Annotated in this window: 17 protein-coding genes, 4 tRNA genes and 1 pseudogene; 13 read left to right on the top strand and 9 right to left on the bottom strand. The window is 70.5% G+C overall.

The features are described 5' to 3' along the window. Positions 1–60: 60 nt before the first annotated feature. The 5 genes from CFK39_RS05135 to CFK39_RS05115 are packed head-to-tail and all read left to right on the top strand — an operon-like array spanning position 61 to position 3899. Positions 61–675 (top strand): Na(+)/H(+) antiporter subunit C, encoded by a 615-nt coding sequence (locus CFK39_RS05135; protein WP_245822924.1) that lies wholly within the window; start codon positions 61–63, stop codon positions 673–675. Continuing rightward, a complete protein-coding gene (locus CFK39_RS05130; protein WP_089064555.1) occupies positions 672–2252 on the top strand; it encodes a Na+/H+ antiporter subunit D in 1581 nt (526 codons plus the stop codon). The genes CFK39_RS05135 and CFK39_RS05130 overlap by 4 nt, the downstream gene beginning before the upstream one ends. Beyond that, on the top strand, positions 2249–2788 hold the full coding sequence (locus CFK39_RS05125; protein ID WP_089064554.1) for a Na+/H+ antiporter subunit E: 540 nt from the start codon (positions 2249–2251) through the stop codon (positions 2786–2788). The genes CFK39_RS05130 and CFK39_RS05125 overlap by 4 nt, the downstream gene beginning before the upstream one ends. Beyond that, positions 2785–3312 (top strand): MrpF/PhaF family protein, encoded by a 528-nt coding sequence (locus CFK39_RS05120; RefSeq protein ID WP_089064553.1) that lies wholly within the window; start codon positions 2785–2787, stop codon positions 3310–3312. The genes CFK39_RS05125 and CFK39_RS05120 overlap by 4 nt, the downstream gene beginning before the upstream one ends. Beyond that, positions 3309–3899 carry a cation:proton antiporter gene (locus tag CFK39_RS05115; RefSeq protein WP_089064552.1) on the top strand — a complete coding sequence of 197 codons (591 nt, stop codon included), beginning with the start codon at positions 3309–3311 and terminating at the stop codon, positions 3897–3899. The genes CFK39_RS05120 and CFK39_RS05115 overlap by 4 nt, the downstream gene beginning before the upstream one ends. A gap of 295 nt (positions 3900–4194) precedes the next feature. Here CFK39_RS05115 and CFK39_RS05110 read toward each other — a convergent pair whose 3' ends face one another. The 6 genes from CFK39_RS05110 to CFK39_RS05090 form a co-directional block, all read right to left on the bottom strand. Next, positions 4195–5868 carry a formate--tetrahydrofolate ligase gene (locus CFK39_RS05110; protein WP_089064551.1) on the bottom strand — a complete coding sequence of 558 codons (1674 nt, stop codon included), beginning with the start codon at positions 5866–5868 and terminating at the stop codon, positions 4195–4197. Between the two features lie 153 nt (positions 5869–6021). After that, a tRNA-Phe gene (locus CFK39_RS05105) sits at positions 6022–6097 on the bottom strand. 130 nt (positions 6098–6227) lie between these two features. Beyond that, positions 6228–6887 (bottom strand): zinc-binding dehydrogenase, encoded by a 660-nt coding sequence (locus CFK39_RS17280; protein WP_338027703.1) that lies wholly within the window; start codon positions 6885–6887, stop codon positions 6228–6230. Next, positions 6884–7249: a hypothetical protein gene (locus CFK39_RS17275; protein ID WP_338027702.1), complete on the bottom strand. Its 366-nt coding sequence runs from the start codon at positions 7247–7249 to the stop codon at positions 6884–6886. Before CFK39_RS17275 ends, CFK39_RS17280 begins: the two co-directional genes overlap by 4 nt. A gap of 204 nt (positions 7250–7453) precedes the next feature. Next, positions 7454–7527, bottom strand: a tRNA-Asp gene (locus tag CFK39_RS05095). A gap of 143 nt (positions 7528–7670) precedes the next feature. Further along, positions 7671–7743 (bottom strand) — tRNA-Glu (locus CFK39_RS05090). Between the two features lie 375 nt (positions 7744–8118). Here CFK39_RS05090 and CFK39_RS05085 point away from each other — a divergent pair. Next, entirely contained in the window at positions 8119–8484 is a 366-nt protein-coding gene (locus CFK39_RS05085) for a metallopeptidase family protein (protein ID WP_089064550.1), read from the top strand. A 301-nt stretch (positions 8485–8785) separates the two neighbouring features. On the opposite strand, the gene CFK39_RS05080 is transcribed toward CFK39_RS05085, so the two are convergent. After that, positions 8786–9469 carry a response regulator gene (locus CFK39_RS05080; protein WP_218192266.1) on the bottom strand — a complete coding sequence of 228 codons (684 nt, stop codon included), beginning with the start codon at positions 9467–9469 and terminating at the stop codon, positions 8786–8788. Further along, the gene (locus tag CFK39_RS05075; RefSeq protein WP_245822923.1) at positions 9451–10584 is read right to left on the bottom strand and encodes a sensor histidine kinase; all 1134 of its coding nucleotides are present in this window, start codon (positions 10582–10584) and stop codon (positions 9451–9453) included. Before CFK39_RS05075 ends, CFK39_RS05080 begins: the two co-directional genes overlap by 19 nt. A 199-nt stretch (positions 10585–10783) precedes the next feature. Here CFK39_RS05075 and CFK39_RS05070 point away from each other — a divergent pair, with 199 nt between their 5' ends. The 4 genes from CFK39_RS05070 to CFK39_RS05055 all read left to right on the top strand — a co-directional run bounded on the left by CFK39_RS05070 (position 10784) and on the right by CFK39_RS05055 (position 14448). After that, on the top strand, positions 10784–11788 hold the full coding sequence (locus tag CFK39_RS05070; RefSeq protein WP_089064548.1) for an ABC transporter ATP-binding protein: 1005 nt from the start codon (positions 10784–10786) through the stop codon (positions 11786–11788). Positions 11789–11822: 34 nt separating this feature from the next. Continuing rightward, positions 11823–12557 carry an ABC transporter permease gene (locus tag CFK39_RS05065; protein WP_089064547.1) on the top strand — a complete coding sequence of 245 codons (735 nt, stop codon included), beginning with the start codon at positions 11823–11825 and terminating at the stop codon, positions 12555–12557. Positions 12558–12657: 100 nt separating this feature from the next. Continuing rightward, entirely contained in the window at positions 12658–14286 is a 1629-nt protein-coding gene (locus tag CFK39_RS05060; RefSeq protein ID WP_089064546.1) for an alpha/beta hydrolase, read from the top strand. An 86-nt stretch (positions 14287–14372) separates the two neighbouring features. After that, positions 14373–14448 (top strand) — tRNA-Thr (locus tag CFK39_RS05055). A 53-nt stretch (positions 14449–14501) separates the two neighbouring features. On the opposite strand, the gene CFK39_RS05050 is transcribed toward CFK39_RS05055, so the two are convergent. After that, positions 14502–15227 (bottom strand): SDR family oxidoreductase, encoded by a 726-nt coding sequence (locus tag CFK39_RS05050; RefSeq protein WP_089064545.1) that lies wholly within the window; start codon positions 15225–15227, stop codon positions 14502–14504. 133 nt (positions 15228–15360) lie between these two features. On the opposite strand from CFK39_RS05050, the pseudogene CFK39_RS05045 reads away from it, so the two are divergent. The 3 genes and pseudogenes from CFK39_RS05045 (at position 15361) to CFK39_RS05035 (ending at position 18275) form a co-directional block, all read left to right on the top strand. Further along, positions 15361–16130, top strand: a pseudogene (locus tag CFK39_RS05045) (SDR family NAD(P)-dependent oxidoreductase). 95 nt (positions 16131–16225) lie between these two features. After that, positions 16226–16687 (top strand): Fur family transcriptional regulator, encoded by a 462-nt coding sequence (locus tag CFK39_RS05040; RefSeq protein ID WP_089064544.1) that lies wholly within the window; start codon positions 16226–16228, stop codon positions 16685–16687. Between the two features lie 94 nt (positions 16688–16781). Beyond that, a complete protein-coding gene (locus CFK39_RS05035) occupies positions 16782–18275 on the top strand; it encodes a catalase (protein ID WP_089064543.1) in 1494 nt (497 codons plus the stop codon). The last annotated feature ends 89 nt before the right edge of the window (positions 18276–18364 follow it).

The following is an 18364-nucleotide window of genomic DNA, read 5'->3' as shown; positions in this document are numbered from 1 at the left end:
TGCTCGACTTCCTGCGCTCCCTCGGCTCGCAGATCGACCAGCAGCAGGAGGCCGAGACCGATGCCCGTTAGCCTCGCCCTGCTGCTGACCGCCGGGGTGCTGGTGGCCTGCGGCGTCTACCTCGTGCTCGAGCGCACCCTGTCCCGGATCGTGCTGGGCTTCGTGCTGCTGGGCAACGGCGTGAACCTGCTGTTCATCATCGCGGCCGGCAAACCCGGACTGCCCCCCTTCGAGGGCAGCGCCGAGCCCGAGCAGATGACCGACCCGCTGCCCTTCGCGATGGTGCTCACCGCGATCGTGATCTCGCTGGGCATCACCGCATTCGGCGTGGCTCTGGCCTATCGGGCCTGGCAGCTCTTCGGCCACGACGAGGTCCCCGACGACGTCGAGGACCGCCGGGTGCTGCGGCGGCGCCGCCGACGGACCGAGGACGCCGAGCCCCTGCCCTGGTCGCAGGCGCTCTCCGAGGAGTCGCGGCGCGGTGCGCTGGCCCAGTCCCAGGGGATGTTCCGGCGGGAGGACGAGGACCCGCTGGGCTCGGACCTCACCAGCGCCGAGGACGTCCCGCAGGATGCCACGGAGGCCGACGAGGGATACGAGCCGCTGCCTCCGCGCGGCGGGCGCCGCCGCCCCGAGACCGACGACCAGCACCCCGAAGAGCGAGGTGAGGGATGAGCATCGAGCTCCTGCTCGCCCTGCCGGTGATGCTGCCGCTGGGTGGCGCGGCCTTCACGCTGCTGCTGCGCCACTACGCCAGGATCCAGCTCTGGATCGCGATCCTCACCCTGCTCGCGATCGTCACCGTCGCCATCGTGCTGGGCTACCACGTCATCCAGCACGGGGTGCTGGTCCTCCAGATCGGCAACTGGACCCCGCAGCTGGGCATCGTGCTGGTCGCCGACCGGCTGACGGCGCTGATGCTGCTGGTCTCGAGCGTCGTCACCCTTGCGGTGCTGGTGTACTCCAGCGCGCAGACCGTCAGCGAGAACATCGAACGGACGCCGGTGGCGATCTACCACCCCACCTATCTCGCGCTGGTGGCCGGGGTGTCGATGGCCTTCCTCGCCGGGGACCTGTTCAACCTCTATGTCGGCTTCGAGGTGCTGCTGGCGGCCAGCTACGTGCTGCTGACCCTCGGCGGCTCCGCCAGCCGGGTCCGTGCCGCGACCACGTACGTGATCGTCTCGTTGCTGAGCTCGGTGATCTTCCTGGCCGCGGTGGCCGCGGTGTACTCCGCCGTCGGCACCGTGAACCTGGCGGAGATGGCCGTGCGGCTGGACGGGCTCGACTCCGGCACCCGGATGATCCTGGAGCTGATGCTGCTGGTGGCCTTCGCGATCAAGGCGGCGATCTTCCCGCTGAGCGCCTGGCTGCCGGACTCCTATCCGACGGCGCCGGCCCCCGTGACCGCCGTGTTCGCGGGCCTGCTGACCAAGGTCGGCATCTACGCGATCCTGCGCTTGGAGACCCTGCTGTTCCCCGCCTCGCAGACCTCGACCCTGCTGCTGGTGGCGGCGGCGCTGAGCCTGATCATCGGCATCTTCGGCGCGGTCGCGCAGACGGACCTCAAGCGCGTGCTGTCCTTCACCCTGGTCTCCCACATGGGCTACATGCTGTTCGGCATCGGGATGACCACCCAGATGGGCATGGCCGCGACCATCTACTATGTCGCCCACCACATCACCGTGCAGTCCACGCTGTTCCTGGCCGCCGGCCTGATCGAGCATCGCGGAGGCACCACCAACCTGATCAAGCTCGGCGGGCTGCAGAAGCTCGCGCCCATGATCGCGGTGCTGTTCTTCATCCCGGCCATGAACCTCGCCGGGATCCCGCCGTTCTCCGGCTTCATCGGCAAGGTGGGCCTGATCGAGGCCGGCATCTCCTACGACCGCACCTCCGGCTGGATCCTCATCGGCATCAGCGTCCTGACCAGCCTGCTGACCCTGTACGCGATCGCGAAGATCTGGAACCGCGCCTTCTGGCAGGAGCCGAGCGAGGAGATCATCGCCCGCGATGTCCCGCTGCCGAGGATGATGGGTGGGGCGACCGCTGCGATGATCGTGTTCTCCTTGGCGCTGACCGTGCTGGCCGGCCCGCTGATGACCTACGCGGACTCGGCGGCGAGCTCGGTGCTGGAGCGGGTCCCGTACGTCAGCGCGGTCCTGGGAGATGAGGCAGCCGAGGATCTGGAGTACCGGATCGACGATGCGGGCCATCGGCTCGACGGCGAGGGACAGGAGGTCGAGCAATGATCGTGCGACGCCTCAGGGACCTGCGCCGCTCCTGGCTGTGGATGATCCTCTCGGTGGCGCTGTGGTGCCTGCTGTGGGACGGGATCGATCTCAAGAACGTGCTCGGCGGGCTGGTCGTCGCCGTGGGGGTGTTCGTCCTGTTCCCGATGCCGCCCACCGGTCACGAGCTGACCCTGCGGCCGCTGCGCTTCACCCGCTTCGCGCTGCGCTTCCTCGCCGACTGCGCGGTCTCCGCCATCCAGGTCGGGTACTTCGCGCTGCGTCCCGGCCCGCAGCCGCCCAGCTCCGTGATCGCGGTGACCATGGCCTCGCGCTCCGACTTCTTCCTCACCTTCACCGGGGTGCTGTGCACCCTGATCCCCGGATCCGTGGTGGTGGAGGCCCAGCGCGCGACCGGCACGCTGTTCCTGCACACCTTCAACGCCGGCACGCACGAGGCCGTGGAGAAGGCCCGCGCGGACGTGCGCGCGCAGGAGGAACGGCTGCTGTGGGCCTTCGGGCGGCGCGAGGTCCTGGAGGAGGCGGGTCTGCGATGAGCACCTTCGAGCTCGTGCTGATGGTCTTCGCCGTCATCCTCGCCGCGGCCGCGCTGGGCGTCGTCTACCGGATGATCGTCGGCCCCACCATCTTGGACCGAGCGCTGGCGAGCGACTCCCTGGTCACCCTGGTGGTGATGGGCATGGCGCTGTACGTGGCACAGACCGGCACGGCCTGGGCGGGCCCGGCGATGCTGGGCCTGACGGGACTGGCCTTCATCGGCACCGTCACCTTCGCCCGCTTCGTCGCCCGGGAGGACTCCCGGCAGGGGATCCAGAGCCACTACGCCGCGGAACCGGCCACCGAGACCGCCCCGCATGAGGCGATACACCCCGATCCGGCCACGGGCCCGATCCCGGAGGACGGGCCCGATGACCACTCGGCGCCGCCCCCGCAGGAGGATCTCTGGGGCGCGGCGGATCCGCCCGAGGATCCGGAACGACCCGGGGAGCCGGACCCGAGCGGCTTCGGGATCGAGGGACCGCCCCGGTGGCCCGAGGAACCGACGGAGGGGGAGCGATGACGATCATCGAGATCATCTCCGTCGTGCTGATCGGCGGCGGCCTCCTGCTGGGCGTCGTCGCGTCCATCGGCCTGAACCGTTTCGACGGCGTGCTGATGCGCATCCACGCCGCGTCCAAGCCGCAGGTGCTGGGCCTGATCCTGGTCTTCGCCGGGGCCTCGCTGGCGGCGCGGTCCTGGTCCCTGGCGGCCTTCCTGCTGGTGGTCCTGCTCGCGCAGATGCTCACGGTGCCGGTGGCCAGCGTGATGGTGGGGCGCGCCGCCTTCCGTCGCGGCTTCGTGCGCGGCGGCGACTACGCGATCGACGAGCTCAGCCCCCGACTGGCGGGCACCGGGGACGACGACGATGACGAGGACGGCTTCCTCGACGAGGAGGGCGATGACCACCTGGGCATGGCCGACGGCCGCCAGGACCGCTTCCCGGAGAACGTGGTCACCGTGCGGATGGAGCCGCTGACCGATCCGAACTGGGAGGAGCCCGAGGGCGGCGCCGCCGAGATCGAGGACGAGGACATCATCGACATCGACCTCGAGGACGAGACCGAGCGCGAGGCCGAGGAGGTCGCCGAGCGCCGCTCCCGGCTCTGAGCCGCAGGTCCGGCCCCGCAGGTCCGGCCCCGCAGCCCGGTCCGGCCCCGCAGGTCCGGCCCGCAGCCCGGTCCGGTGGACCGGTCGCGCGGTATCGCGGCCCGGTCGGGGGTCCGGTCCGGCGGCCGGGTCGGGGGTCCGGCGGCGCGGTCCGACGGCCCGGTGCGGCGGCCGGTCGGGGGATTGTCAGGATCCGTTCCACGATCTGCGCGGAAGTGGTTCGGATCCTGACGATCCCTGCCGCGGCCCCACGATCCCTGCCGCTGCCCCGTGACGATCCCTGCCGCTGACCCATTCAGAACAGGCCGATGGCCTCCCCGCCCTCGGTGACGCCCATGCGCAGCGCCGCCGGTTCCTTCGGCAGGCCGGGCATCGTCATGATCGTCCCGGTGAGGGCGACCACGAACCCGGCACCGATCTTCGGCACCAGGTCCCGCACGTGCAGCACGTGCCCGGTGGGGGCGCCCAGCGCCGTCGGATCGTCGGAGAAGGAGTACTGGGTCTTGGCCACGCAGACGGGCAGGGTGTCCCAGCCGTTGCGCCTGAGCATCCGCAGCTGGGCCGGGGCGCGGTCCTCGAAGACGACGTCGTCGGCCCCGTAGATCTCGCGGGCCAGGGTGCGCAGCGTCTCCTCGATCCCGGCGGCCGGGTCATAGAGATGATGGAAATCGGGCTCGTCCTGCTCGATCGCGGCGAGCACCTGCTCGGCGACCGCCAGACCGCCCTCGCCGCCCTTCGCCCACACCTCCGAGAGCGCGGCCCGGAAGCCCTGCTCCCGCGCCCAGCCCAGCACCGCCTCGATCTCCGCCTCGGTGTCGGTGGGGAAGCGGTTCAGCGCGATCACCGGCTCGATCCCGAACTTCCGCATGTTCTCCACATGCCGGGCGAGGTTCGCGGTGCCGGCCACGGCGGCATCGACGTCCTCCGTGGCCAGGTCGCTCTTGGCGACCCCGCCGTGCATCTTCAGCGCGCGCACCGTCGCGACCATCACGCCGGCATCGGGGGAGAGGCCGCCCAGGCGGGCCTTGATGTCCAGGAACTTCTCCGCCCCCAGATCGGAGCCGAAACCGGCCTCGGTGACCGTGATGTCCGCCAGCGAGAGGGCGAGCTGGGTCGCGGAGAGCGAGTTGCAGCCGTGGGCGATGTTGGCGAAGGGGCCGCCGTGCACGAGGGCCGGTGTCCCGCCGAGGGTCTGGACCAGGTTCGGCAGCAGCGCGTCCTTGAGCAGCATGGTCACGGCCCCGCCCACGCCGAGATCGGCGACGCTGACGGGTTTGCGGTCGTAGGTGAAGCCCACGACGATGCGATCGATACGGGCCTGCAGATCCTGCAGGTCGGAGGCCAGGCACAGCACCGCCATGATCTCGGAGGCGACGACGATGTCGAAGCCGTCCTCGCGGGGCACGCCCTGGGTGGGTCCGCCGAGGCCGATGGTGATCTTGCGCAGCGCCCGGTCGTTGACGTCCACGACCCGCTTCCACTGGATCCGGCGCGGGTCGATGTTCAGCGCATTGCCCTGGTGGATGTGGTTGTCGACCAGGGCGGCCAGGGTGTTGTTCGCGATCTGGATGGCGTGGAAGTCGCCGGTGAAGTGGAGGTTGATGTCCTCCATCGGCACCACCTGGGCGTGGCCGCCGCCGGTCGCACCACCCTTGATGCCCATGATCGGGCCCAGCGCGGGCTCGCGCAGCGCCACCATCGTGCGATGGCCCTGCAGGGTGAACGCATCGGCCAGGCCGACGGTGGTGGTCGACTTGCCCTCGCCGGCCGGCGTGGGCGACATCGCCGAGACCAGCACGAGCCGGCCCGTCCTGCCCGTCGGCGCCATCCTGCGCACGTCGATCTTGGCCTTGTACGAGCCGTAGGGGACCAGGGCCTCCACGGGCACTCCTGCCGTCTCGGCGATCTCGCTGATGGGTCGCAAGGTCGCCGCCTGCGCGATCTCGAGGTCCGGGTTCTCGGCAGACATCATCGTCCTCCAGGGGTCTCAGTGCCCGGGCACCGGCCCGGACAGGTCCGATCGACAGCCTACGGGGACGGGAGTGGAAAGGAGCGGGAACTGAGGACCTGGACCGGGTTCCGGGAATGACGAAGCCCCCTGGCGGACCAGGGGGCTTCGTGGTGGTGGCTCCGACCGGCGTCGATCCGGTGACCTTTCGATTTTCAGTCGAACGCTCTACCAACTGAGCTACAGAGCCGTGGTCGCTGAGAGCGACCGAGGTCAAGGTTAACAGCCCTCGCGCACTGCTCCCAACCCGGCGCCCCGGGTGAGAGGCATGCCACGGCCCGCGCCTCAGGCGGGCCGTGGGCTCGGATCTGGGAACCTGCTCAGGAGACCCGCACGAGCGTCTTGCCGAAGTTGCGCCCGTGCAGCATGCCGACGAAGGCCTCCGGTGCCCGGTCCAGGCCCTCGGTGATGTCCTCGGTGTACTGCACCTGCCCGGAGGTGACCCAGCCGGTCATGTCCCGCAGGAAGTCCTCGAACATGGTGGGGACGAACTCGCGCTGGATGAAGCCGCGCAGGGTGAGGCTCTTGGAGAGCACGGACTGCATCAGCTGTGCGCTGCGGTCGGGGCCCTCCGGCAGCGAGGTCGCGTTGTAGTGCGCGGCCAATCCGCATACCGGCACCCGTGCGAACTCGTTCAGCTGGGGCAGCACGGCCTGCCAGACGGCACCGCCCACGTTCTCGAAGTACACGTCGAGGCCGTCCGGTGCGGCGTCTGCGAGGCGTCCGGGCAGATCCGCGGCGCGGTGGTCGAGTGCGGCGTCGAAGCCGAGCTCGTGCAGATGGGCGACCTTCCGCTCGCCGCCGGCGATGCCGATGGCGCGCGCGCCGTGGAGCTTCGCGATCTGGCCCACGGCGGAGCCGACCGGGCCGGTCGCGGCGGCGACGGCGACGGTCTCCCCGGGCTGCGGCTTCCCGATAGCGAGCAGTCCCGCATAGGCGGTGAAGCCGGGCATCCCGAGCACCCCGAGGGCGGTGGTCACGGGTGCGGCCGACGGGTCCAGGCGTCGCAGGCGGTCCGCGGGCTCCAGGCTGTACTCCTGCCAGCCGCCGTAGGACAGGACGGTGTCACCGGGGAGAAGCCGTCGGCCGCGGACTCGACGACCTCGGACACGGTGCCGCCCTCGATCACGTCGCCGACCTCCATCGGCGCGGCGTAGGACTTCGCCGCACTCATGCGGCCGCGCACGTACGGATCCAGGGACAGGTAGCGGGTGCGCAGCAGCAACTGGCCGGGTGCGGGGGAGGGGACCTCGACGACGTCGTGCCGGAAGTCATCGGAGACGGGCTCGCCGTGGGGACGGGCGGCGAGGCGGATGCGGTGGTTGTGCAGGGTGGTGCTCATCCCTCGAGCGTAGAGGCGATGGGACCGGGTGCGTCGGCCTCGTGATGTGAGACGGGTCCCGACGGCACTCCGACCCCGACGGGCACTCCAGAACCCCAACCTGCACTCCAGGTCCCAGACGGGTGCTCGAGGGCCCCAACGGGTGCCATGGGGTCGGGCAACGAAGAAGGCCCCGGAACCATGTTCCGGGGCCTTCTCTCAGGGCGACCCTGACCGGGCTTGAACCGGCGACCTCCGCCGTGACAGGGCGGCACTCTAACCAACTGAGCTACAGGGCCTTGCATGCCGGAGCGCTTCACCTGCTCGCTTCGACCTGAACAACTCTACCGGACGTTCTCGCGGCTCAGCACCACTTTTGCTGTGAGCCGTCTCGCACTTCCGAATCGCCTGGTCGTCGCGCGTTCGTCGCGACCAGAGCGAGTACCCCCAACGGGATTCGAACCCGTGTCGCCGGCGTGAAAGGCCGGTGTCCTGGGCCTCTAGACGATGGGGGCCCTGGGCAGCGAACTGCCCGACGAAGAGCATACCCATCTCACGGGTTCATCGCTTCCGGGTTCTGCCTCGATGCGTCGTATCCGACACGATCGCACGGATCGGCGCCACCGGCAGGTGCCTGAGCCACGCGACTCTCGCGCTGCCTGCGGCCACTGTCTCGTCCTCGCCGCCTGCTGCCTGCGGCTCGTTGGATTCTGTCCGGTTCCCGCTGTCTGCTGCCCGCTGCCCGCTGTCTGCTACCCGCTGCCCGCTGTCTGCTGCCCGCTGCCCGCTGCCTGGTCCGTGGTGCTCGGTCCTCGGCGCTCGGGCCCGTCGCTCGGTGCCGGGCTCGTCCGTCGCCGCCCTGCCCCAGCCGCGCATGTTTCGATGGGCCCATGATCAGGATCAGTCGTGAGGAGTTCGAGGAAGCGGTCGACGACGCCCTGGACTCGTTGCCCGAGGAGATCGCCCGCGCCATCGCTGAGGCGAACGTCGCGATCCTGGTCCAGGAGGAGCCGACGCCCGAGCAGTCCGACGGGAGGGAGCTGCTGGGCCTGTACGAGGGGATACCGCTGGACCAGCGCAGCATCTTCCAGGGGTACGCCCAGCCGGACCGGATCTTCATCTTCCGTGGTCCGCTGCAGCGCCACGCGTCCTCTCGCGAGCACCTGGTCGAGGAGATCGCGGTGACCGTGCTGCACGAGATCGGACACCTGTTCGGCATCAGCGACGCCCGCCTCCACGAGCTGGGCTGGGGCTGAGAGACCGGGGGATGGAGGCCCAGCCACGCACTCCGTCGCCGTGACGCAGAAAGTGCCACGAAGCTGGAACTTTCTTCGCTGTGGCGAGGCGGGCAGGGCGGGACCGGTTGCCACGTGGTGAAAGGTGCCGCGAAGCTGGAACTTTCTTCGCTGTGGCGAGGTGCGCGGGGCGGGGCCGGTTGCCACGTGGTGAAAGGTGCCGCGAAGCTGGAACCTTTTTCGCTGCGGCGGGCTGCGGGCCACGCGGGCTACGGGCTGCGGGCCATGGAGGCGTCGGGCCGCGGGCCCGCCGGCGGCGGGATCAGACCGGGTCGGAGTCGAGGCCGGTGAGCCCGGCCTCGTGGGCGATGATCGCGATCTGCACCCGGTTGGTGCAGTCGAGCTTCGCGAAGATCTTCGAGACGTGCGCCTTCACGGTCGCCTCGCTCATGAACAGCCGCATGCCGATCTGGGCGTTGGACAGGCCGGCCCCGACCGCGCCGAGCACCTCCGTCTCGCGCTCGGTGAGCTGGTCGATCCCGGGGTGGCGCTCCTGGCGCGAGTCCGGGTTCGCATCCGAGAAGTGGGAGAGCATTCGGCGGGTGATGGTGGGGGAGAGCATCGCGTCGCCGCCGGCGACCACGTGGACCGCGCGGGCCAGGTCCTGCGGCGGGGTGTCCTTGAGCAGGAAGCCGCTGGCTCCGGCCTCGAGCGCCTGGAACACGTACTCGTCCATGTCGAAGGTGGTGAGCATGACGATCTTGGGCGGGTTCGGCAGGTCGCTGACCGCGCGGGTGGCGGCGATGCCGTCGAGCTTCGGCATGCGCACATCCATCAGCAGCACGTCCGGGCGGTGCTTCTGCACGAGTGTCACCGCCTCGGCACCGTCGCCGCCCTGGGCGACCACCTCGATACCGGGATCCGCCCCCAGGATCATCGCCAGCCCGGCACGCACCAGGGAGTCGTCGTCGATCAGTCCTACGCGCGTCACGTCGCCGTCGGCCACGGGATCACCGCCCTCACTTCGAATCGTCCGTCGTCGGTGGGTCCTGCCGTGATGGTCCCGCCTGCGTGCGTCACCCGGGTCTCGATCCCCGAGAGCCCCATCCGGGCGCCGGGAAGATCGGTGGTGAACCCCTTGGGGAGAACATTACTGACCTCGATCACCAGGTCCGTGCCGGGCTCGCCGATCAGGGCCACCCGCGACTTGGTGTGCACGGCGTGCTTGTGGATGTTGGTCAGCCCCTCCTGCACCACCCGGTAGGCGGTGCGCGCCAGCGGATCCGGCACGTCGTCGTCGATGAAGTCGAAGAGGTCCACCGCGACCCCGGCCTCCTGTGAGGTCTTCACCAGGCGGCGCACGTCCTCCCAGGTCGGCTGGGGCGCCAGCGGCGCCTCCTCGCCGTCCCCACGCAGCACGCCCAGCACCTCCCGCAGCTCGGAGAGCGCGGTCGTGGCGGTCTGTCGGATGAGGCCGGCGGACTGCTGGACCTGGGCACGCTCGAGGTTCGGGTTCACCTCGAGCGCACCGGCGTGCATGGCCACCAGCGAGATCTTGTGGGCGACGATGTCGTGCATCTCGCGCGCGATGCGGGTGCGCTCGGCGCGCCGCGCCTGGTCTTCCGCCGCGGCGCGACCGGATTCCGCCTGCTCCGCCCGCTGCTGCAGCTGCGCCAGCAGCGCACGACGGGTCGAGGTGTACATGCCGGTCGCGGCCGAAGCGGTCACCACCAGGAGGATCACCAGCAGCCCGGTCAGTCCGATGCGCGGCCCGAGACCCAGCTCGAGCAGGGAGGGCACCGCGCCGGTGACCACGGCCAGCACCGCCACGAGGAAGATGAGCAGGCGGTGGTGGCTGCGTGTGGAGTAGCCGTAGGTGATGATGATCAGCACCGTGAGGGACAGCGACAGTGCGTTGACCGCCAGCAGCACCGGCAGCAGCCAGCGCCAGTGGCGGTGGCGCAGCAGCAGGGCGAGGCCGAGCACGACCATCAGCCCGGCCCGCCACACGTCGACGGGCGCGGCGGCGAGCACCACCTGGGTCGCCGCCTCCACCGTCACCACGACGACCAGCAGGATCTCCATCCAGCGGTGCCGCGTCGGCGCTCCGAGTTCGTCCACGGCGTCACTCTACTGGCGCACTCCCTCCCACCAGGGCTCTCGCGGGGCGGGCGGGGACCAGGAGCGCCCCAGGTCGCCCCCGGCGTCGACGGAGGTCGAGAGGGTCCGCCGCGGGGAGGACACGCACGGCGACCTTCGTCGGTCGGCGCGTCGCCCGGAGTCGCTGGTCCGTCCTCGGCCGACGGAGGAACCTCGAATCATGACCTCCACGACCCCCTCCGCAGCCACGGGCATCGGCCTTCAGGTGCGCGACCTCCGCAAGCTCTACGGCACCCGCGCCGCGGTCGACGATCTCAGCTTCGACTGCGCCCCCGGCACCGTCACCGGCTTCCTCGGCCCCAACGGGGCCGGCAAGTCCACCACCCTGCGCATTCTCACCGGCCTCGCCCTGCCCGATGCGGGCCAGGCGCTCGTGGGTGGGGAGAGCTTCCGCAGCCTCTCGAACCCGGCCCGCACCATCGGCGTGATGCTCGACGCCCGGGCGCTGCACAACGGGCGCACCGGCCTGGAGACCCTGCGCCTGACCGCCCGCACCGTCGGCATGCCGACCGCTCGGGCCGACGAGGTGCTGGAGATGGTCGGCCTGCAGGACGCCGGCGGCAAGCGCGTCGGCGGCTACTCCTACGGCATGCGCCAGCGGCTCGGCATCGGTGTCGCGCTGATCGGTGACCCCTCCGTGCTGGTCCTGGACGAGCCGGCGAACGGCCTGGACCCCGAGGGGATCCGCTGGATGCGTCGTCTGCTGCGCACGTTCGCCGACGCCGGCGGCACCGTGCTGCTGTCCAGCCATCAGCTCCGCGAGGTCGAGGCCACGGTGGATCGTCTGGTGGTGATCGCGCAGGGTCGACTGGTCAGCGAGGGGACCCTCGAGCAGCTGACCGCCGGGGCGGGCACCCGCGTGAGCGCGCTCGACCCCCAGGCGCTGGCCGCCGCTCTGGACCGCCACGGCATCGCCTATGAGAGCCGCCCCGGCGACGAGCTCGAGGTGAGCCTCGCCCCCGAGGACATGGGCCGCCTCGCGCTGCGCGAGCAGCTGGTGCTCATCTCGCTCGGCGCCACCTCCGGCGGCGGGCTCGAGGACGTCTTCTTCTCCCTCACCGGTCAGGAGGAGACGCCCGCGGGCACCGCCCAGGACGTGCCCTCCGCCGCAGCCGCGGCCAGCAGGGCCCAGGCCGCCGAGCCCGCCCCGGCCACGAGCCGCTGACCCTCCCGAACCGCTCCGACAGAGGACCTTCATCATGCGACCCGATATCGACCTGCGCAGCTACCTCGACACCCGCGGCGCCACGATCCTGCTGACCCTCTCCGTGCTGGCGCTCCTCGCCTTCGCCGCGCTCGGCGGGCTCATCCAGCCCGCCGTGATGCCGCAGGGCACCGCCGACGTGGAGTTCACCGTCATCGTGCTCGGCCTCCCGCTGAGCCTGATCATCCCCGTGTTCGCGGTGATGATGACGGCGGGGGAGTGGTCCGACCGCTCCATCCAGAACACCTTCCTACAGCGCCCCGGACGGCTGGGGGTGCTGGTCTCGAAGGTCATCGCCGCCACCGCGGTGGTGGCGGTGCTGGTGGCGCTGGCCATCGGACTGGCGGCCGCCGCCACCTGGATCGGCGGCGAGCTGATGGGGGAGGGAGCCGTCTTCTCCTCCTTCGAGAGCCTGCTGACCACCCAGCTGCCGATCCTGGCCGCGACCCTGCTGTTCTCCCTGGCCATGGGCATCCTCCTGCAGTCCACGGTGATCTCGCTGGTCATCGCGATCGGTCTGCCCTTCGTGATCAGCACCGCCGGCGTGCTCACCATGACCTTCGGCTCCGAGCTGATCAGCGACATCGTGCGAGCGGTGGACCTGTCTGCGGCGGCCGACGCGCTGGGAGCCGGGACCGCGGGTGCCTTCGAGCTGCTGCCGCTGGCACTGCTGGTGCTCCTCCCCGCTGCGCTGGGGGTCCGTCGCTGGTCGCAGCGAGAAGTCGGCTGACCACGCCGGAACCGGGAGCGGGGCGGGGCGGGGCCTAGGATGGCCGGGTCCGTGCCCCGCTTCCCCCTCACGGCCCGATCGCCCCGACAAGGATCTCCGCATGACCCATGCCGCCCGCGCCCGCCGCCCGCTGTCCCGTCTCGCCGCCGGCGCCGCCACGGCGGTCCTGCTCCTGGCGGGATGCACCGGCGTCGATCCCGCTCCCGACGGCGACGAGTCGGCCGATCCCGACGCTTCTGCCACCTCCGCGCCCTCGACGGACGGGCCCGCGCTCGAGGAGATCGGGACCTCCGCCGCCCAGGACCTGGGCACCGATCCCGCCGAGGACCCCGCCTACGCCGAGTACTACGCGCAGGAGATCGACTGGGGCGCCTGCGACGGAGTCGACGGCGAGGATCTCGAATGCGGCACCGTCACCGTCCCGCTGGTCTGGAACGACCCGGAGGCCGGCGACATCGACCTCGCGGTGGGGCGTCTGCCCGCCGACGGCGAACGGACCGGATCCCTGGTCACCAACCCCGGCGGTCCCGGCGGGTCCGGGGTGAACTTCCTCGAGAGCGTGCCCTTCATGATCTCGCCCGAGGTCCGCGCCGCCTATGACGTGGTCGGCTTCGATCCGCGGGGCGTGAACCGCTCCGCCGGGGTCGAGTGCCTGAGCGACGAGGAGACCGACGAGTACCTCGCTGCCACCGCCGAGCCCGGCTCCGCCGAGGCGGCGGAGCTCTCCGAGAAGTGGGCTGCCCGGATCGCGGCGGCCTGCGAGGCGCACTCCGGTGAGGAGCTGCCCTACCTGGACACCTACTCCGCCGCCCGCGACATGGACGTGCTCCGGGATGCGCTCGGCTCGGAGCAGCTGGACTACCTCGGCTACTCCTACGGCACCTATCTCGGCGCCAGCTATGCCGACCTCTATCCGGACCGGGTGGGCCGCTTCGTGCTCGACGGTGCGATGGATCCCGCGCTGTCCATGAACGAGATCGCCGCCGGTCAGGCGGAGGGCTTCGAGCACGCGATCGAGGCATTCCTGGCCGACTGCCTCGAACGGGACGCGGCCTGCCCGTTCACAGGCACCGAGGAGGAGGCGAAGCAGCAGCTGATCGCCTTCTTCTCCTCCTTGGACGAGTCTCCGCTGGACTCCGGCGATCCCGAGCGTCCGGTCACCGGCGCGATGGCTCGCTCGGCGGTGATCACCCTGCTGTATGAGGATGGACTGTGGCGGTTCGGCCGCGAGGCCCTCACCGATGCGATGAAGGGCGACGGTGCCCAGCTGCTGAACATCGCCGACCTCTCCTCGGAGCGCCAGCCCGATGGCAGCTACCGCACCAACGCGACCTTCGCGATCATGGCCGTGAACTGCCTGGACCGCCCCGGGGTCGCCGACGACGACTGGGTCCAGCAGGAGGCGGAGCGGCTGGAGGAGGAGTACCCGACCTTCGGCGCGATGATGGGCGGGGACGGCTGCACCGACTGGCCGGTGCCGCCGCTGCGGGAACCCGCCCCGATCGCCGCCGAGGGCGCCGGACCGATCGTGGTCATCGGCACCACCGGTGATCCGGCCACCCCCTACGCCTGGGCGGAGAGCCTCTCCACGCAGCTCGACGATGCGGTGCTGCTGACCTTCGACGGGAACGGGCACACCGCCTACGGCCGCTCCGGTGGTTGCATCGAGGCGGAGGTCGACGCGTACCTGCTCGAGGGCACGGTGCCGGAGGATGGGCTGACCTGCTGAGCGTGACAGGGATCGCCTCGCCCTGCTTTGCACCGGCCCTGGCAGGTCACGTACAGTGAACCGGTCCGTCGCCCTGCGACGGACGCGCCGCCTTAGCTCAGTCGGTAGAGCGATTCACTCGTAATGAATAGGTCATCGGTTCGATTCCGATAGGCGGCTCCACGCACGACGAGGGCCCCGCACCTGCCAGAGCAGGAGCGGGGCCCTCGTGCATGTCAGGCGGCGGGCTTCGCGGGGCTGATCACCAGCTCGTCGATGATCACATGAGGCGGGCTGGTCAGCACGAACGACACCGCCCGGCCGATGTCCTCGGCGGTGAGCATGACCGCCCGGTCCGTCTCGCCCGGCACCAGGGGCCGCTGGTCCAGGAAGTCACTGTCCACGTCCCCGGGGCAGAGATGACAGGCGCGGATGCCGTGCCGGGCCTCCTGCGCGTTCAGCGTCGCCGCCAGCGGGCCGAGCGCCGTCTTCGAGGCGCTGTAGGCCGTGCCGGCATCCGGTGAGAAGCGCCAGGCCGCGTACGAGGAGATCAGCACGATGGTGCCCGCTCCGCGCTCGCGCATCCCGGGCAGGACCGCATCGATGACGCTGACCGGCCCCAGCAGGTTGGTCTCGGTGATCGTGGTGAACTCCGCGAGCTCCTGATCCCGCCAGTAGCGGCGCGGGGCGTTCAGGCCCGCGGACAGCACCAGCGCCTCGACCCCGCCGAGCTCCTGCGCGATCCTGTCGGCGGCCGAGCGCACTGCGGCGCGATCGGTGACATCCAGCGGCACCACCAGCGCGGTGCCGCCCTCGGCCCGGATCTGTTCGGCCACCTCCTCGAGCTGTGGCCGGCGCCGCCCGGAGAGCGCGACCGGCCGACCCTCCCGCGCCGCCGCGAGCGCCGAGGCCCTGCCCATGCCCGACCCCGCTCCGGTCACCCATACGGTGCGTGCACCCATCGCCGTCTCCTTCCGCTGCCTTGACCCTGCCCCGGCAGGGGCGAGGCTGAGAGCAGGTTCTCGTGGACCCGTCACCGGGTTCTGTCCAGCGTAGGGCGCACCTGCGCCGCCGCGCCCCGATCGAAGGAGAGACATGCAGATCGACCTGTCCGGGCGCGTCGTGCTCATCACCGGTGCCGGCCGCGGCATCGGGCGCATCATCGCGCAGACCTTCCACCGCGAGGGGTCCACGGTGGTGGGGCTGGATCGTGAGCCCGCAGCGCTCGCCGAGCTGCGCGAGGAGTCCCTCGTCGACCTGGCGCTGGACTGCGACATCACCGATCCCGTCCAGGTGCGGGAGGCGATGGCGACGGTCGATGAGCGCTTCGGGCGGCTCGATGTCCTGATCAACAACGCCGGGATCAACGCCGAGGGCCCGCTGGAGAGCTTCGACCCCGCTTTGTGGGACCAGGTCTTCGCCGTCAACGTGCGCGGAGTGCTGAACACCTGCCAGGCCGTGATCCCGCTGATGAAGCGCCAGCGGGCGGGCCGGATCATCAACGCCGCCTCGTTCGCGGCGGTCATCCCCAGCGTCGACGCCGCCGCCTACGGCGCCTCGAAGGCCGCGGTGGTGCAGATGACCCGGGTGCTGGCGAGCGAGCTCGGGCCCTGGGGATCACGGTCAACGCCTACGCCCCCGGCATGATCCCCACGGAGATGAACGGCTTCTCCGCACTGGAGGGCGCGGCGGAGTCGGCGAAGCTCGATCAGCTGAGCATCCGGCGGTGGGGGCTGCCGGAGGACGTGGCGAACCTCTGCCTGTTCCTGGCCGGGGACCTCTCCGGGTACGTCACGGGCGCGCTGCTGGACGTCAGCGGCGGGAAGTTCGCCACGCAGGACCCCGGGGCGGCGACGCGGAGCTGAGCGTGCCGGGCTCCCCGACGCCCTCCCGTCGGCCGCATCTATCTGGGCCATGACGCTCTTTTGAGTTTGTCCAGAGAGCGAGGTATGCTGAGGCCATGACGACCGCCGATCACACCGCCGCCCTCCGGGGCGCGGGCCTGCGCGTGACCGCTCCGCGGCTGGCGACGCTGGCGGCGGTCGAGGCGCACCCGCATGCTGACGCGGAAGCCATCGCGCAGGCCGTTCGAGAGCGCCTGGGGACCGTGTCCCGCCAGGCGGTCTATGACGTCCTCAACGCCCTCTCCGACGTGGAGCTGCTGCGCCGCGTCGCGGTGGGCGGGCGCAGCATGCAGTACGAGCTGCACCGGCACGACAACCACCATCACCTGGTCTGCCGCGAGTGCGGTCGGCTCGAGGATGTCGCGTGCGCGGTCGGTGCGGCGCCCTGCCTGGTCCCGCACGACGATCTGGGCTTCGACGTCGAGATCGCCGACGTCGTCTACCGCGGCACCTGCTCGGACTGTCGGGCGGCGAAGGCTGTAAGCACGGCTGGGCGCCCGGCGCCCGGCAGCCCCTGATCCCCGCCGGAGGTTGCGGAATCGCGACTCCGGCACCATTATCGACACTTTTCCTTACACCTTGTCAGAATCCCCCACCACATAGGAGATGCAGATGACCGACTTCGATCCCACGATCCCGAGCACCACGGAGTCCGGCGCGCGCCGCGAGTCCGACGCGCACTCGCTGAGCCTCGGCGCCGACGGCCCGCTGATGCTCCACGACGTCGCCCTGGTCGAGAAGCTCGCCCGGTTCGACCGTGAGCGCGTCCCGGAGCGCAGCCCCCACGCCAAGGGCTCGGGTGCCTTCGGCGAGCTCGAGGTCACCGAGGACGTCTCGCAGTACACCAAGGCGGACCTCTTCCAGAAGGGGCGCAAGACCCCGATGCTGGCCCGCTTCTCCACCGTCGCCGGTGAGCTCGGCTCGCCCGACACCTGGCGCGACGTGCGCGGCTTCGCGCTGAAGTTCTACACCCAGCAGGGCAACTTCGACATCGTCGGCAACAACACCCCGGTGTTCTTCCTGCGCGACCCGATCAAGTTCCCGGACTTCATCCACTCCCAGAAGCGCACTCCGGACTCGGGCCTGCGCTCCAACCACATGCAGTGGGACTTCTGGAGCAACTCGCCGGAGACCGCGCACCAGGTGACCTACGTGATGGGTCAGCGCGGCCTGCCCAAGTCGTGGCGCCACATGAACGGCTACGGCTCGCACACCTACATGTGGGTCAACGAGTCCGGTGAGAAGTTCTGGATCAAGTACCACTTCCACACCGACCAGGGCATGGAGTTCCTCAGCAATGAGGAGGCCGAGAAGATCGCCGGCTCCGACAGCGACTACCACCGCCGGGACCTCTTCGATGCCATCGCGCGCGGCGAGAACCCCAGCTGGACCATGTCCGTGCAGGTCATCCCCTACGAGGATGCGAAGAACTACCGCTTCAACATCTTCGACCTGACCAAGACGGTCCCGCACGCGGACTACCCGCTGATCAAGGTCGGCCGCTTCACGCTGAACAAGAACCCGCAGAACCACTACGCGCAGATCGAGCAGGCCGCTTTCAGCCCCTCGAACACCGTGCCGGGCACGGGCGTCTCCCCGGACAAGATGCTGCTGGGCCGTGTCTTCTCCTACCCGGATGCGCAGCGTCACCGCATCGGCACCAACTTCAACCAGCTGCCCGTGAACCAGCCGGTCGTGCCCACGAACTCCTACGACAAGGAGGGGTTCATGCAGTTCCTGCACAGCGGGGACGCACCGGTGTACGCGCCGAACTCCGCCGGTCGGGCCTACCAGGACCAGCAGGGCCCGGTGGACAACGGCTGGGAGGCCGACGGCGAGATGGTGCGCGCGGCCTACTCCCTGCACGCGGACGACGGCGACTTCGTCCAGCCCGGCATCATGGTGCGCGAGGTGTTCGACGACGCCCAGCGTGACGAGTTCGTCGAGACCGTCGCCGGTTCGCTGGCCACGGTCGAGGAGCCGGTGCTGGGCAAGGCGCTGCAGTACTGGAAGAACGTGGATACCACCATCGGCGAGCGCATCGCGCTCGCGGTGGGCGCCTCCAAGGGTGATGAGCAGCCCGGCGGCGATCCGCAGAACGCCTGATCCGGAGCGTCGGTGTCGTGCCCGCGCACGGCACTGAGCTCGCATGACGAACGCGGCCCGTCCCTCCGGGGGCGGGCCGCGTCTCGTCT

Origin of the sequence: Brachybacterium avium (assembly GCF_002216795.1) — a bacterium.
Taxonomy (GTDB): domain Bacteria; phylum Actinomycetota; class Actinomycetes; order Actinomycetales; family Dermabacteraceae; genus Brachybacterium; species Brachybacterium avium.
Note: the sequence above shows the minus strand (reverse complement) of the source record. Positions and strands in the feature narration are given on the sequence as shown.

Bases quoted from the DNA above. Each gene is read 5' to 3' on its own strand.
- CFK39_RS05135 (WP_245822924.1), top strand. From the start codon at position 61: ATGCCCGTTAGCCTCGCCCTGCTGCTGACCGCCGGGGTGCTGGTGGCC.
- CFK39_RS05130 (WP_089064555.1), top strand. From the start codon at position 672: ATGAGCATCGAGCTCCTGCTCGCCCTGCCGGTGATGCTGCCGCTGGGT.
- CFK39_RS05125 (WP_089064554.1), top strand. From the start codon at position 2,249: ATGATCGTGCGACGCCTCAGGGACCTGCGCCGCTCCTGGCTGTGGATG.
- CFK39_RS05120 (WP_089064553.1), top strand. From the start codon at position 2,785: ATGAGCACCTTCGAGCTCGTGCTGATGGTCTTCGCCGTCATCCTCGCC.
- CFK39_RS05115 (WP_089064552.1), top strand. From the start codon at position 3,309: ATGACGATCATCGAGATCATCTCCGTCGTGCTGATCGGCGGCGGCCTC.
- CFK39_RS05110 (WP_089064551.1), bottom strand. From the start codon at position 5,868: ATGTCTGCCGAGAACCCGGACCTCGAGATCGCGCAGGCGGCGACCTTG.
- CFK39_RS17275 (WP_338027702.1), bottom strand. From the start codon at position 7,249: ATGAGCACCACCCTGCACAACCACCGCATCCGCCTCGCCGCCCGTCCC.
- CFK39_RS05085 (WP_089064550.1), top strand. From the start codon at position 8,119: ATGATCAGGATCAGTCGTGAGGAGTTCGAGGAAGCGGTCGACGACGCC.
- CFK39_RS05070 (WP_089064548.1), top strand. From the start codon at position 10,784: ATGACCTCCACGACCCCCTCCGCAGCCACGGGCATCGGCCTTCAGGTG.
- CFK39_RS05065 (WP_089064547.1), top strand. From the start codon at position 11,823: ATGCGACCCGATATCGACCTGCGCAGCTACCTCGACACCCGCGGCGCC.
- CFK39_RS05060 (WP_089064546.1), top strand. From the start codon at position 12,658: ATGACCCATGCCGCCCGCGCCCGCCGCCCGCTGTCCCGTCTCGCCGCC.
- CFK39_RS05050 (WP_089064545.1), bottom strand. From the start codon at position 15,227: ATGGGTGCACGCACCGTATGGGTGACCGGAGCGGGGTCGGGCATGGGC.
- CFK39_RS05040 (WP_089064544.1), top strand. From the start codon at position 16,226: ATGACGACCGCCGATCACACCGCCGCCCTCCGGGGCGCGGGCCTGCGC.
- CFK39_RS05035 (WP_089064543.1), top strand. From the start codon at position 16,782: ATGACCGACTTCGATCCCACGATCCCGAGCACCACGGAGTCCGGCGCG.